Origin of the sequence: Phytobacter palmae, from assembly GCF_039409775.1 — a bacterium.
Taxonomy (GTDB): domain Bacteria; phylum Pseudomonadota; class Gammaproteobacteria; order Enterobacterales; family Enterobacteriaceae; genus Phytobacter; species Phytobacter palmae.
The window spans coordinates 146,800-160,884 of the sequence record NZ_JBCIVJ010000004.1 but is presented as its reverse complement, the minus strand read 5'-3'; the positions used below and the strand labels follow the sequence as shown (position 1 = coordinate 160,884).

Here is a 14,085-nt window from a genome sequence, read left to right as displayed (position 1 = left end):
ACTTTCAGAGTCGTTACGTCTATTAATAAAAAGCTATAACGGCGCCATGTTCCTGTGGTCCGTTATCGCGAGAGGGTATCAGTCAGACTTCCCAGGGTGTTTTAGGGTTGCCAGCAGAAGCGGATTTATCCGCATTATCGAGGTGCTGTAGCTCAGCCTTCAGAATTTCCAGGTTACGAATGGCGGACTGGTAATCGCCCGCAACCAGAATGTCCAGCACGGTATCAAGCCGTCTCGTCAGTTGCTTTACATCAATGTCGGCCATGTCTTCACCTTTATGTTTGAAAATTAACAAATTGAATGATGCAGAAAACAGTTTAAAAAGAGAAGGGGAAAAGCGAAATTTCAAAATATTATAAATACCAATTATATATTCATTAAGTTACATACAGCTGAGGTTGCTGCTGGATTAGTCTTGCTCTGCGCACACCGCGCTTTTATTACCGGAGGAGTAAGTCTATGACAGTTATCAACCAGGCTACGTGTAAACTTTTTACGGATAATGAACGTTTTACGCAACTTTCGGGGTACTACGAAGAAGAGCGCCGCACTGTATGGATGATGTTGCGTGCCCAGCCACGCCCCTGCTTTAACCATGTGTTAATCGAAGAGATCATGAACATCTCCTGGCTTGTCCGGCAAGCGGGATTTGCCGTGGATTTTTGGGTAACGGGCTCGCTGGTTCCCGGTATGTACAATGCAGGGGGCGATCTGAATTTTTTCGTTGAGTGCATTCAAAATGGTCGCCGGGAAGCATTGCGTGCGTATGCACGCGCTTGCGTCGATTGCGTACATGCCGCGTCGCGCGGGTTTGATACCGGTGCGATTACTCTGGCCATGGTCGAAGGTAGTGCATTAGGCGGTGGTTTTGAAGCGGCGCTGGCGCACCATTTTGTACTGGCACAACGTGATGCTCGCCTCGGCTTTCCGGAAATCGCCTTTAACTTGTTCCCGGGCATGGGGGGCTATTCGCTGGTGGCCCGCCGTTCAGGAATGAAGCTGGCGGAGGAGCTCATCTATAAAGGCGAATCCCATACTGCGGAATGGTATGAACAACATGGGCTGGTGGATCAGCTTTTTGAGCCCGGTCAAAGCTATCTGGCCGTTCGTACGTTTATCGATACGCTGCAACCCCGGCTCAATGGTATCCGCGCGATGTTGCGAGCGCGTCAGCGGGTAATGCAACTGCCTCGTAGTGAGCTTATGGACATTACCGAAGACTGGGTCGACGCCGCCTTCTGCCTGCAGCCTAAAGACGTAGCCTACATGGAACGTCTGGTGCAGTTGCAGAACCGGCATACGTCCACCAGTTTAAGTAAAGCAAGCTAACCCTTTTTCCGCGCCAGATAGCGCTTATACCATCGCTCGAATACGGCAGCGGGCATGGGTTTAGCAAATAAGAATCCCTGCCGTTCGTTGACGCCATTCTTGGTAAGGAAGGCGTCTTCTTTCGCGTTTTCGACTCCTTCTGCGATCACCTGCAGGTTCAGCGCCTGCGCTACCGCAACAATCGCCCGCACCAGCGACTGTGATACTGATTGTTTATGGATATCCTTAACGAAGGATTGATCAAGTTTTATCGCATCTATAGGGAAACGCGCCAGCTGTGAAAGGGAAGAATAACCGGTGCCAAAGTCATCAAGATGCACCTGCGAACCCAACTCGCTGAACTGTTGTATCACCGACAGCGCCAGATCCTCGTTTTCAATCAGACAGCTCTCTGTCAATTCAACGTCTATAGGGCAATATTCGAAATTCAGATCATGCAGAGCCTGTTTCAAATCGCTGAATATTGACTGGTCTGCCAGCTGTCGTGCCGAGACGTTTACCGCCACACGCAAATTGATACCTTTATCGCGCCATTTCGCGACCTGACGCACGACATCGAGCATAACCCAGCGTCCCAGAGGGACAATCAGCCCGGACTCTTCTGCATACGCGATAAAATCCTGTGGCGGGATTAACCCACGCTCAGGCGATTGCCACCGTACCAGTGCTTCCAGGCTGCGCACTTCGCCGCGCCAGGTTACTTTGGGCTGATAGTGAATCACCAGTTGGTCATTATCGAGTGCTTTACGCAGATTGGTATCAAGCCATAAATACTCGAAAACCCGCTGATTCATTTCCGGGGTGAAAACACAAAACTTTCCGCGTCCGTTTTCTTTTGCGATATACATTGCGGTATCGGCGTTGCGAATAATACTTTCACGATCGTTACCATGCTGCGGGGCAAGAGATATTCCCAACGAACAACCGGTGTAAATCTCGATAAGGCCAATCCGGAAGGGCTGGCGCAGGCGGGTGATAATACGCGACGCCATCGCTTCCAGCGCGCTCTGTGAAGAATCTGTCGCCAGGACGATAAACTCGTCACCTCCCAGGCGTGCAAGGGTCTGGCCTTCATCCAGGCAGCTTAAAATCGCCAGCGCCACGGCCTGTAGCAGCTGATCGCCGAACATATGGCCATAGGCATCGTTTACTTTCTTGAAATTATCCAGATCGAGATAAACGATACCAATTTGCGTGTCGCCACGATTATCAATCGCATTGCTGATTAATTCATGGATAGCATTACGATTGGGCAAACCCGTGATCGTGTCGGTATTCGCTAAAACCCGTAAACGCTCTTGTGCCCGGCGTTCTTCGGTAATATCTGTACCGGAACAAATAAGAAATATTTCGTTTTTTCCGCTACCGCTGTGGACGAATTTATTGCGAAATAAAAACAGGCGCTGTCCCTTACGCGTCTTAATCCAGCGTTCAACTTCATAAGAGGCGCCGTTACGGAAAAATTCAGAGATATTGCGTTTCGAAGCTTCGGCTTCGTTATGACTCATAAAGAGTTTAAAAACGTTTTGCCCAATGACCTCGTGCTCTTTTAACCCTGTATATTCTTCACAGAGCCGGTTAAAGCGCTGGATATTGCCGTTGCGGTCCAGTATGACGATCACAGAATTGGCTTCGGAAACAACCTGTTCGGCAAAGGAGAGACCCTGCACCAAATCCCGCGCCACGGACGAAGTATCATTCCATGCTGATGCGGTTCCGGCCCATTCGGTTTTATTAATTTTGCGGCCGACTAAATGCACAGGAACGTTATCGCCAAATAATGAAATATGCATGGTCAGACTGGAAGTAATAACGGTCATTTGGCGCAGTTGCGCTGCCTGCTCATCATTTAATGTCACTACCTGACTTGATTCAGACTCTTCATCAGGAGCGAAATGTAACGCGTTGCTGTCAGCGGTCAATCGCCAGAATGGGCTGCCCGAACCCAGGTAACGAAACAGTAGATTCTGTTCCTGATCGTCTTTCATGCTGTCTCCCAACCCACCAAAAAGCGCAACGGTTACTCATCTAATGACGGATTAACCCCCTTTAAATAAGGGGTAATCAGGGATGAAGGTATTGTTTTTATTTACAATCTTATAATAGAACGAGTCCCGGACAAAAGAACAGCAGGTACGAAAAAATGCATAAAACGCCACCAGTGTGTGCAAAGTTATTTTTATTGTGGTCGTTTTTACCGCTTTTTGTGGGGATTTGAAAAAAAATGAGGGTGGTATCGCTTTCACAAAGAAATTTTTGCTCCCCCGGGAGATCTGAGGGAGCAAAACAACCTGAGTTATCAGGCGGCTGGGCGCGCGATAATACTCCGCGTTTCCATACGAACTTCCGCAATAGTGACATCAATGACGTCTGTCACTTTATAAACGGTTTCGCCTTTAATTTGCACAGTCCCGGTTTCCTGGCTGCACACTAATTCATCGCGTACCGCATGAAGGAACGGCGCCGGGATAAACGCAATGGCGCCGTTATCTACCAGACGAACACGCATGCCGCCACGGCTGATATCGATAATCTCAGCGCTAAAACGGGCTTCGGTACCCGCTTTGTTTTGCAGGAAGCGGGCATATAGCCAGTCGCCGACATCACGTTCCGCCATGCGGTTCAGACGACGACGTTCAGCCATCTGCACGGTAGCTTCCGCCTGTGGACGTTCTGCTGTTTCACCTTTGATTACCGCTTTCAGCAGACGATGGTTAATCATATCGCCATACTTACGAATAGGGGACGTCCAGGTGGCGTAAGCTTCGAGGCCCAGACCGAAATGCGGGCCCGGATCGACGCTGATTTCCGCAAAAGACTGAAAACGGCGAATGCGACTGTCGAGAAAACCAGAAGGCTGCGCATCCAGTTCACGACGCAGTTTACAGAAGCCATCCAGTGTCAGCACTTCTTCCGCATCCACATGCATACCGTGGCCTTTCAACAGTGCGGCAAGCTGTTCGCTATTTGCCGGATCAAAGCCCATATGCACGTTGTAAATACCAAAACCAAGCTTGTCGCGCAGCACGCGGGCAGCACAGATATTGGCGGCAATCATTGACTCTTCCACGATACGATTCGCGATTCGACGCGGTTCGGCAACGATATCCAGTACTTCGCCTTTTTCACCAAGAATAAAACGATAATCAGGACGGTCTTTGAATACCAGCGCATGGGTCTGGCGCCATTGAGAACGCGCCTGGCATACGCGATGCAGCAGACGAATTTGTGTGGCAATAGCCTCGTTCTGCGGCTGCCAGCTGCCACTGTTTTCCAGCCAGTCGGAAACCTCGTCATATACCAGTTTGGCTTTCGATGTAATGGTCGCCGCAAAGAACTCGATATTGTCTTCGATAGCGCCTTGCGCATCTAAGGTCATGCGGCAAGCCAGCACCGGGCGAACTTCATTGGCGCGCAGTGAACACAAGTCATCAGACAGTTCACGCGGCAGCATCGGAATGTTGAAGCCCGGCAGGTAATTGGTAAAGGCACGCACTTTCGCGATATTGTCCAGCTTGCTGCCTTCTGCGATCCACGCGGTTGGATCGGCAATCGCAACGGTCAGTTGCAGTTTGCCATCGGCAGTCTCAGTAACGTACAGCGCGTCATCCATATCTTCGGTACTGGCGCTGTCGATGGTGACAAAATCCAGCGCGGTTAAATCGATACGTTCAAGACCTTCATCCAGCATGCTGGTCGATACGCCGTCTGGCGCTTCTTTTTCAAGATTGTGTCGCGCCAGAGTGACCCACCATGGCACAAAATGGTCATCGCCAAAGGTGATGAACTGTGTCAGCTCAGCATAAAAGCTGCGGTCACCTTTGAGCGGGTGACGGCGCATTTCAGCAACTGCCCAGTCACCGTCTTTGAAATCGTGCGTCACGCCACGCTCAGCGCGGCAAGGGATAACATCTTTAATCAACGGGTGGTCAGGCACGATAGAAAGACGATCATCCTTCTTCTGTACCCGGCCAACAAAACGGCTCAGAAACGGCTCAACCAACTCTTCCGGTTCAGCGGATTCGCGTTCCTTTTCGGTATGGATCACAGCGACAATACGATCGCCGTGCATCACTTTTTTCATCTGTGGCGGCGGAATAAAGTAGCTTTTTTGCGCATCGACTTCGAGGAAACCAAAGCCCTTTTCCGTGGCTTTAACGACACCTTCCGCACGGGGTGTTTGGGAATGAAGTTGCTGTTTTAGCTGCGCTAGCAGCGGGTTGTCCTGAAACATAATTTTGTATTTTCGTGGCTGAAAGAGCGGCTGACAGTTTTACGCGAATCTGCCTGTTGCAGCAAGCGCTGTTTCAGCAAAATGCCTGTCCCTGAATCAGCATAAAGCCACACGCTGAACCAGGGCGCTTGTACCAGAATCAGGTGATATCACCAAAGGCAATTTTCAGACGGTTTAACCAGCCGCACAATGCACACCAGATAAGTAATTCGACGGCTGATGTTTCGTTGATTCCGTTGTCCTTCAACTGTGCGAAATGTGCCGGACTGAAACGATCGGGCGCGCAGGTTAGCATCTGGACCGCTTGCGCAATGGCTCCTTCTTTACTTCGTGTTTGCCCAGGGCATTTGAGTACCCGATCACCAATGCGTACCGCTTCGGCAAGATCTTCATCGCCGCTCCAGCCTTGCCAGGTTTCGCTAAAGCAGTTTACGCTGCCGTTAATTCGCGCGGTGTAGAGGGTGACCAGCTGCTTTATGTCGTCGTCCACCAGCGCTGGCTGCGCGCCGCTGTAAATCTCTCCCAGCGCATCAAGCGAAGGGTACTCATGTGCCAGTACGGGTGCGAGAAGCTGAAAAGCAGGCAATGGCTGCCAGTTGGCAAGGGATTCCATCTGACGCGAGCTGGCAGTGCGTAAATCGACCGGTGCAATCCCTGGCGTCCACTGGGTTTGCGTCCCGACAAACAAGGTCTGTTCTGCCTCTTGCTGCATCTCCATGCCGGGGATCAAACGCACGGGCTGCCCTTGTAGCGCCTGAAAGGTAGCGATGGCACGCGCCTGAAAACTAATGAAACCGATAATCTGGCCCATCAGGATAATGTCATATTCTGTTAACCCCACTTCATCAAGTTGATGGCGGGCGCGGGCGTTGATAACACCAGGTGACAACGCAAGCTGGCGGGCATATTGCGTGATTTGTGCCAGACGGCGATTGCTCTCTCGAGACGAGTCGGGGCCGGGAAGGGGAGCCAGACGGGCGGCATAGTGATTACACAAGCGCTGCACGCCGTATACCTGAGCGACAGTCAATGCTGTACTCAGGCGGTCATAGGCGCTGAAAGTGTGCAGTCGGTTGATCGTCACGCGCTGAGGAAAGAGGATTTTATACAGTGTTCGCGCCGGCGTCAGCCAGCTGCTGCACAACTGAGTTAACCAATCCGGCAGGGTGAGATTTAACAGAAACGGGTCGTCAACTGTAGCCGCTTCGGGAACTAAGGGTAGCACCTGAGCCTGACGGGCGCTCGACTGGGTTTCATGATACCAGTGGCTTTTGCCGGAAACACGGCGTTGTTCCATGGTCGTTCCTTGGTCTGAAAGTGGCGATCCGGACTCGTCGTTATGCTGGTACGCGGATCTTTTTCGCTGTTTTATCCTGGCGTAAGCGGTGAAAGGGATGAAAGAATGTTACGTGATAATAAATATCAGAAAGATATATAAAACGTTACAGCGTGCGGACCGCAGAGTAGGTGGGCAGGCTAAAGAAGATAAGGAACAAAAGGAGATAAAGGGTAATGAAATTCGCCCCCTGAGACAGGGGGCGCGAGAGATTATTTCAGTTCCAGCTCATTCATTGCTGCGATGTTGAAACCGCCATCAACGTGAACAACTTCACCGGAAATACCTGCAGACAGGTCAGAACACAGGAAGGCAGCCGTGTTACCCACATCTTCAATGGTAACGGTACGGCGAATCGGAGTAACCGCTTCGCAGTGAGACAGCATTTTACGGAAATCTTTGATACCAGACGCAGCCAGCGTGCGGATCGGACCAGCAGAGATGCCGTTAACACGAACACCTTCCGGACCCATCGCGTTCGCCATGTAACGAACGTTCGCTTCCAGAGAGGCTTTAGCCAGACCCATAACGTTGTAGTTAGGAATAGCACGTTCTGCGCCCAGATAGGACAGGGTCAGCAGCGCGGAGCCCGGGTTCAGCATTTCGCGGCAGGATTTAGCGAGTGCCACAAAGCTGTAGGAGCTGATGTCATGTGCGATTTTGAAGCCATCGCGGGTTACGGCATTAACGTAGTCGCCGTCCAGCTGGTCGCCCGGCGCAAAACCGATGGAGTGAACGAAACCGTCAAATTTCGGCCATACTTTAACCAGTTCGCTGAACAGGGCTTCGATGCTGGCATCTTCCGCAACGTCACAAGGCAGTACGATGCTGGAACCCAGTTGAGCGGCAAACTCTTCCACACGGCCTTTCAGTTTGTCGTTCTGATAAGTGAACGCCAGTTCAGCGCCTTCGCGATGCATAGCTTGCGCGATACCGTAGGCGATGGAAAGTTTGCTGGCAACACCCGTTACCAGAATGCGCTTACCGGTAAGAAAACCCATAGCTTTTAATCCTTATAGTCATTGCTTTTATTTACTTTAACAATCAACAGGTTATGATTGCCATTTCAACATAAATCAAAACGAAATCGAATTATCCCAGCAGCCGCTGCTGGTGTCACGTTTTTTCCGTGACAGGAGACCGCGCCGGGAATTTGTTTCAGACTGAATCATAAACAGTTCGATACCGCAAAAGTATATCACTAGTCTGTCATTTCGGGTCATCCAACCAGCGGGAAATGAGGGTTCTGCGTGATGTTTAGTCATATAGCTTTTCAAAAAGTGCATTATTTTCAGCAGACATCTCATCTTTAATTTATTAGCCACTCTATTTCTGTGAAACTTTTACCGCGGAAAACAAAATATCTTCAGGAAAATATGTGTGTCGTAGACGTAACGACATTCTCCGGTAATCAACGGCCTTACATGTAATATTATTATATCTGATGTGACTGAAAAGCGGATGAGGCTGGCTGCGAGGCCTGTACCCGGTAAAAGTCAGGCATCAACGGCTTCCCTAAAAAGGGCAATCATACTTACAAGCATAAAGGCAATACCAGTAATAATTATTGATTGCTATATTTGCACGTAAATCACATTGTTTATTTTTTATATAAATACAAAAGCCATTTTTTTGGCTCGCATGAGCCGTTGGGCAGAACTTAAATATTTATCCTTTATCAAGTAATACCTTCGCAAGAGGGCAGGATAGAATGACAATCTTTGATATTCATTCCACCCGTCATGTACAACCAGGGCCAGCAAACGATCCGTCAGAGAACCTGGCAACTAACCCATGACGTCACATGAAGAGCTATCACGGTGCTATTTGCCAGGTGCGCAAAGCATAAACAGAGTTATCAGCGATCCTGCCGCCAGGCATCGGCGGTTAATGCCTCACCAAAATGACCGGCAATCAAACGCTTAGTCAGATCATGCAGCGGCGAGGCCAGTACGCTCGCGGTACTACCACGTTCAACCACTTCACCCTGGTGCATCACCAGAACTTGATCGCTGATATGCTTCATCATACCGATATGCTGAGTCACATAAATATATGAAATGCCCTGTTTTTCCTGTAATTCCAGCATCAGATTAATGAGTTGCGAACGCATCGACATGTCCAGCGATGCCAGCGCTTCGTCCGCAATGATGACTTTCGGACGTAATATCAGCGCGCGAGCAAGTCCCAGGCGTTGCTTCTGCCCTGGCGCGAACATATACGGGTAGTAGCTGGCGTGATCGGGTAACAGGCCTACCATGCGCAACGTTTCATAGATACGTTTTTGCCGCGCCTCCGGCTCAAGGTCTGTATTCAGACGCAGCGGAAAATCAAGGATCTGCGAGATGCGTTGACGTGGGTTTAATGAGGTCGACGGATCCTGAAATATCATGCGGATGCGTTGGCTACGAAAAGAATAGTCGCCGTAATGCAAAGGATGATCGTCAATCAGTAACTCTCCGGTGGAGGGTTCAACCATACCTGCCAGCATCTTCGCCAGGGTCGATTTACCGGAGCCGTTCTCGCCAATAATCGCCAGCGTTTGCTTCTCACGCAGAGTAAAACTCAGCGACTTCACCGCTTCGACGGTTTGCGGGCGAAACCAGCCGGTACGATAGCGGAAAGTCTTGCTCAGATTGCGCACTTCGAGCAGCGTTTCAACCATCTCACTCTCTCTCCATATTTAACGGGAAATGACAGGCATAGAGATGGTTTTTCGCACCACTCAGACGCGGTCTTTCTACACATTTGCGCTGGGCATAGGGGCAGCGTGGTCCAAGGCGACAGCCAATCGGCAGGTGTTCGAGCAGCGGAATAGCACCTGGCATGGTATTCAGGCGGCTTTTATGCGGCATGGCGCTACCAAAATCAGGTATCGCACGAATCAGCGCCTGAGTATAGGGGTGATGGGGTGTCGTCACCAGTTCTTCGCTTGGTGCGGTCTCCACAGTTTGACCGCAGTACATCACGTTAATACGGTCGGCCCATTTGCTCAGCATCTGCAAGTCATGACTGATTAACAAAATGGTAGTGTTGTTGTTCTGGTTCAGTCGGGTTAACAGACGGAAAATTTGCGCCTGAGTTGTTGGCTCCATTGCGTTTGTCGGCTCATCGGCAATCAGCAGGCGCGGTTGATTAGCCAGTGCGATAGCGATCATGACTTTCTGGCATTCCCCTTCGGTCAGTTCATAGGGGAAACTGCGCATCGCATCTTTATGATCTTTAATACCCACCCGGTGAAGCAGCTCGATAGCGCGCTGTTTGCGCCAGCCAAAACGACGGAAAAAGCCACCTTTCCACGTCCAGCCGGGGATGTTTTGCATTAACTGTTTGCCAATACGTTCTGACGGGTCGAGACACGACTGAGGCTCCTGAAAAATCATGGAGACGTTATGGCCCAGCAGCTTGCGACGCTCGCGTGACGAAAGCCGCATAAGATCGATATCATCAAAACGCATACGGTCGGCAGTAACACGCCAGTTCTCTTTCGTCACACCGCAAATGGCTTTGGCGATAAGACTCTTACCGGAACCAGATTCCCCCACCAGACCGCGGATTTCCCCTTCGGCCAGCGTCAGGCTAACCCGATCAACGGCTTTAACCCAGTCTTCACCGGTCTTCACTTCAATGGTCAGATTGCGGATATCCAGCAGTGGCATTATTCCACCCCCGCATTAATTGCCCGGCGAATACCATCGCCCAGCAGATTGACTAAAAGAACACTCAACATAATTGCAGCACCCGGCAGCATCACTGTCCAGGGGGCGACATAAATGAGTTCCAGTGCGTCACCAAGCATGGCGCCCCATTCCGGCGAGGGGAGCTGCGCACCTAAATCGAGGAAGCCCAGGGCAGCGATATCGAGAATTGCCATTGACAGCGAACGGGTAATTTCAGTGACCAGCCCTGAGGTCATATTTGGCAGCACGGCAAACCACAGAATATTCAGCGTAGAGGCGCCATCAAGACGGGCGGCAATAACGTACTCTTTCTCCAGTTCATCATGCACCAGGCTATAAACTGACCTCACCATGCGCGGCAGAAGCGCCAGCCAGACGGCAAACATCGCATGAGAAAGGTGCGGCCCGGCGAAGGCCACCACAATTATCGCTAACAGCAGTGACGGAATTGAGAGCAGGGTATCGAGAATATGGTTCAGTACCGCCGAGCGCAGACCATGGGTCGCCCCGGCAAATACACCCAGAGCCAGCCCGACGAGCGTGGCGGCGAGCGTCACCACAAACGCACCTCCGACCGTTGGGGCCGCGCCGCTGAGTAAACGGCTTAACACATCGCGACCCAAATCGTCGGTGCCAAGAAAGAAAGAGACCTCGCCATAGCGCGACCAGGATGGCGGCAACAACTGGTAGCCTAAAAACTGCTGATCAATGCCATAAGGCGCGAACCAGCTACCGAACACGCATAACACCGCCAGAGCCGCACAGCCGTAGAGGCCAATCATAGCGGGAGTGTCGCCATAGAATTTTCGCCATGCGGTCAGCAAAGTACTGGGCGGGCGCTTTTCGCTATAGACACTATCGTAAGGCATACCATTCCTTATGTTTCAACGGGTTCGCCAGTGCGCCCAGAATGTCAGAAAGCACGTTCACGATGATAACCAGTGAGCCTATCACCATTACCCCGGCAGAAATTGCCGCATAATCTTGTTGGCGGATTGCGTTGATGACCCAGCGCCCAAGGCCAGGCCAACTGAACACCATTTCGGTGATCATCGCCAGCGTCAGCATGGTCGAAAATTGCAGACCCAGGCGTGGAATGACCGGGGGCAGAGCATTATGCAGAACGTGGCGGCGTAAAATGGTCAGGCGCGACATACCACGCGTGGCTGCGGCCTTAATATAGTTTTTGTCGAAGACTTCGATGGTGCTGATACGCATCAGGCGTATGACTTCGGTGGTTGGGGCTACCGCCAGCGTCAGCACCGGCAACACCATATGACGGATGGCGCTGACTATCATCTCGTCGCGCCATGGCGAATCAGAAAGCCACGCATCAATAATGGCGAACCCGGTGACAGGCTTCACTTCGTAAAGCAGATCAAAGCGGCCAGAAACCGGTAGCCAGCCCAGGGTCAGGGAGAAGAAAAGAGTTAGCAGCAGCGCCAGCCAGAATACCGGAATGGAGAAACCGAGCAGGGCGATAGCGCTTATCAGTTTATCCTGCCATTTATTGCGCATGATGCCCGCCATCATGCCTATGGGTATGCCCACCAGCAAAGCAAAGCCAAAGGCGAAAATACACAGCTCCATGGTCGCAGGGAATACCTCTTTCAACTGCTCAGAAATCAACTGACCATTAATGCTCGACACACCGAAGTCCCAGTGCAGCAGCCCGTTAAACCAGAACACCCATGCGTTCCACAGCGATGCCCCCTGCAGGGGCGCATGTGGCGTGAAATAGCTCAAACTAAAACCGACAAATGTCAGCAGAAACAGCGTCACCAGCAGAAGTAACAGGCGGCGTAAGGTAAAAATAATCATGGTTTTTTCACCTCTTCTTCTTTTTCCCGCGTCACTCCGGCAAACGAGGCGCTGCCGAACGGACTCAACACCAGCCCTTTAATATCGTAACGATAAGCCTGCAGACGAAGTGATGAAGCGAGCGGCAGCACCGGCAGCTCCTGTGCCAGAATTTTTTGCGCCTCATCATATGCATCGATGCGCGAGGCAAGTTGCTGTGATGCCAGTGCCTTTTGCAATACGCTGTCAAATTCGCGGTTACACCAGTGGGCGAAATTGGTTTGGGAATCGATAGCCGCACAGCTCAATAGCGGACGAAAGAAGCTGTCCGGATCATTGCTGTCGGTTGCCCAGCCGGAGAGGGTGAGATCATGATTCATGTCCATCAGGCGCGCTTCCTGAAAACGTCCTTCCACTGGAACAATGATGACTTTGACACCAATCTGCGCCATGTCTGCCTGGATCAGTTCTGCCGTTTTGAGCGGGCTGGGGTTCCAGGCCTGCGACGTTGTTGGCACCCATAAATGTAGCGTCAGGTTCTCCAGCCCGAGCTCTTTGAGGCGTGTTCTCGCCTTATCGGGATCGTATTCAGTGACTTTGGCCTCGCTGTCATAGGCCCAGGAGGCGCGAGGTAAAATCGATGCCGCCGTTTCAGCGGTGCCGTAATAGATGGACTGCATCAGCCGCTGATTGTTTATGGACAGTGCGAGCGCGTGACGAACCTCCGGATTATTCAGCGGCGCTTTGTCAGTATTAAACGCGAGATAGGCGATATTCATCCCCGGACGCAGGGTCAGGCGCAGCCGCGGGTCGTCGCGTAATATCGTTAGCTGACTCGCTGCGGGCCAGGCCAGTACATCGCACTCACCGGTCAATAATTTTGAGAGTCGACCAGTGCCACCGGAACCGAGATCTACCACCACTTGTGGCATCAGCGGTGTACCGCGCCAGAAGTGTGCGTGACGTTGTAACCTGACATACTGCCCGGCGCGGTATTCGGCTAACTGGAATGGCCCGGTACCGACGGGCTGACGGTCGAGAAGTTCCTGGCGGTCTGATTTTGCCAGCATCGCAGCATACTCGGCAGACATAACCGAGGCATAGTGGGTCGCCAGATGCCATAAGAAGGAGGCGTCTGGCTGGCGCAGGCGAAACTCAACGGTGTGGTTATCCAGTTTGCGTACGCTCTGTACAGAATCCGCGAATTGCAGACTGTCGAAATAAGGGAAGCTGCTGCCGTTAACGTTATGCCATGGATTGTCGCGATCAAAAATGCGCTGAAAGGTAAAAACGACATCGTCTGCGTTGAAATTACGTTTGGGTTTGAACCACTGCGTCGTCTGGAAGGCAACACCATCACGCAGGTGAAAACGATAAGTCGCACCGTTATCCATGACTTCCCAGCTTTCCGCCAGTTCGGGCACCAGACGGTAGGTATAGGGATCAACATCCAGCAGGCGGTCATAAAGTTGTGCAGCCAGCGTATCGACAATCAGACCGCTGCCCGCTTTTTGTGGATTAAACGTGCTTACCTGTCCGTTAACACAATAGACGAAGCCATTATCGCGAATATCGGCAGTCGCCGTCTGCGGTGAAGCAGACTGCGCAATACCGGCCCACAGGCTCGCGGTGATTAGCAGGAAAGGGGGGAGCAGACGCATGTTTTATTCAACGATTTTAGATTCATGAGCAAAGTGTATCGCACT

The 14,085-nt window shown here is 51.4% G+C and carries 11 protein-coding genes; 1 reads left to right on the top strand and 10 read right to left on the bottom strand.

Features of this window, described 5'->3' with window-relative positions; all coding sequences use genetic code 11:
- Nucleotides 1-82: 82 nt before the first annotated feature.
- Nucleotides 83-265: a protein YciZ/DeoL gene (yciZ, locus tag AAIG39_RS07405; protein ID WP_090084609.1), complete on the bottom strand. Its 183-nt coding sequence runs from the start codon at nucleotides 263-265 to the stop codon at nucleotides 83-85.
- A gap of 194 nt (nucleotides 266-459) precedes the next feature.
- Here yciZ and AAIG39_RS07400 point away from each other — a divergent pair, with 194 nt between their 5' ends.
- Nucleotides 460-1,329 carry a crotonase/enoyl-CoA hydratase family protein gene (locus AAIG39_RS07400; RefSeq protein WP_249568867.1) on the top strand — a complete coding sequence of 290 codons (870 nt, stop codon included), beginning with the start codon at nucleotides 460-462 and terminating at the stop codon, nucleotides 1,327-1,329.
- Here AAIG39_RS07400 and pdeR read toward each other — a convergent pair.
- The 9 genes from pdeR to sapA all read right to left on the bottom strand — a co-directional run bounded on the left by pdeR (nucleotide 1,326) and on the right by sapA (nucleotide 14,040).
- Nucleotides 1,326-3,317, bottom strand: coding sequence for a cyclic di-GMP phosphodiesterase (gene pdeR, locus AAIG39_RS07395; RefSeq protein ID WP_090084558.1), 1,992 nt, complete (start codon nucleotides 3,315-3,317; stop codon nucleotides 1,326-1,328). The two genes, AAIG39_RS07400 and pdeR, sit on opposite strands and share 4 nt — an antisense overlap.
- Before the next feature lie 311 nt (nucleotides 3,318-3,628).
- Nucleotides 3,629-5,563, bottom strand: a complete 1,935-nt coding sequence (locus AAIG39_RS07390; RefSeq protein ID WP_090084557.1) for an exoribonuclease II — start codon at nucleotides 5,561-5,563, stop codon at nucleotides 3,629-3,631.
- A 139-nt stretch (nucleotides 5,564-5,702) separates the two neighbouring features.
- Nucleotides 5,703-6,860, bottom strand: a complete 1,158-nt coding sequence (locus AAIG39_RS07385) for a CMD domain-containing protein (RefSeq protein WP_343193539.1) — start codon at nucleotides 6,858-6,860, stop codon at nucleotides 5,703-5,705.
- Between the two features lie 251 nt (nucleotides 6,861-7,111).
- The gene (gene fabI / locus AAIG39_RS07380) at nucleotides 7,112-7,900 is read right to left on the bottom strand and encodes an enoyl-ACP reductase FabI (RefSeq protein WP_039076945.1); all 789 of its coding nucleotides are present in this window, start codon (nucleotides 7,898-7,900) and stop codon (nucleotides 7,112-7,114) included.
- 857 nt (nucleotides 7,901-8,757) lie between these two features.
- Nucleotides 8,758-9,564, bottom strand: a complete 807-nt coding sequence (gene sapF, locus AAIG39_RS07375) for a putrescine export ABC transporter ATP-binding protein SapF (protein ID WP_039076947.1) — start codon at nucleotides 9,562-9,564, stop codon at nucleotides 8,758-8,760.
- Nucleotide 9,565: 1 nt separating this feature from the next.
- Complete coding sequence (gene sapD, locus AAIG39_RS07370; protein WP_090084553.1) at nucleotides 9,566-10,558, bottom strand: putrescine export ABC transporter ATP-binding protein SapD; 993 nt, start codon at nucleotides 10,556-10,558, stop codon at nucleotides 9,566-9,568.
- Nucleotides 10,558-11,448 carry a putrescine export ABC transporter permease SapC gene (sapC, locus tag AAIG39_RS07365; protein ID WP_090084552.1) on the bottom strand — a complete coding sequence of 297 codons (891 nt, stop codon included), beginning with the start codon at nucleotides 11,446-11,448 and terminating at the stop codon, nucleotides 10,558-10,560. The genes sapD and sapC overlap by 1 nt, the downstream gene beginning before the upstream one ends.
- The gene (sapB, locus tag AAIG39_RS07360; protein ID WP_090084550.1) at nucleotides 11,435-12,400 is read right to left on the bottom strand and encodes a putrescine export ABC transporter permease SapB; all 966 of its coding nucleotides are present in this window, start codon (nucleotides 12,398-12,400) and stop codon (nucleotides 11,435-11,437) included. The genes sapC and sapB overlap by 14 nt, the downstream gene beginning before the upstream one ends.
- Nucleotides 12,397-14,040 (bottom strand): ABC transporter substrate-binding protein SapA, encoded by a 1,644-nt coding sequence (gene sapA, locus AAIG39_RS07355; RefSeq protein WP_343193538.1) that lies wholly within the window; start codon nucleotides 14,038-14,040, stop codon nucleotides 12,397-12,399. Before sapA ends, sapB begins: the two co-directional genes overlap by 4 nt.
- Nucleotides 14,041-14,085 lie beyond the last annotated feature (45 nt).

Bases quoted from the DNA above. Each gene is read 5' to 3' on its own strand.
- yciZ (WP_090084609.1), bottom strand. From the start codon at position 265: ATGGCCGACATTGATGTAAAGCAACTGACGAGACGGCTTGATACCGTG.
- AAIG39_RS07400 (WP_249568867.1), top strand. From the start codon at position 460: ATGACAGTTATCAACCAGGCTACGTGTAAACTTTTTACGGATAATGAA.
- pdeR (WP_090084558.1), bottom strand. From the start codon at position 3,317: ATGAAAGACGATCAGGAACAGAATCTACTGTTTCGTTACCTGGGTTCG.
- AAIG39_RS07390 (WP_090084557.1), bottom strand. From the start codon at position 5,563: ATGTTTCAGGACAACCCGCTGCTAGCGCAGCTAAAACAGCAACTTCAT.
- AAIG39_RS07385 (WP_343193539.1), bottom strand. From the start codon at position 6,860: ATGGAACAACGCCGTGTTTCCGGCAAAAGCCACTGGTATCATGAAACC.
- fabI (WP_039076945.1), bottom strand. From the start codon at position 7,900: ATGGGTTTTCTTACCGGTAAGCGCATTCTGGTAACGGGTGTTGCCAGC.
- sapF (WP_039076947.1), bottom strand. From the start codon at position 9,564: ATGGTTGAAACGCTGCTCGAAGTGCGCAATCTGAGCAAGACTTTCCGC.
- sapD (WP_090084553.1), bottom strand. From the start codon at position 10,558: ATGCCACTGCTGGATATCCGCAATCTGACCATTGAAGTGAAGACCGGT.
- sapC (WP_090084552.1), bottom strand. From the start codon at position 11,448: ATGCCTTACGATAGTGTCTATAGCGAAAAGCGCCCGCCCAGTACTTTG.
- sapB (WP_090084550.1), bottom strand. From the start codon at position 12,400: ATGATTATTTTTACCTTACGCCGCCTGTTACTTCTGCTGGTGACGCTG.
- sapA (WP_343193538.1), bottom strand. From the start codon at position 14,040: ATGCGTCTGCTCCCCCCTTTCCTGCTAATCACCGCGAGCCTGTGGGCC.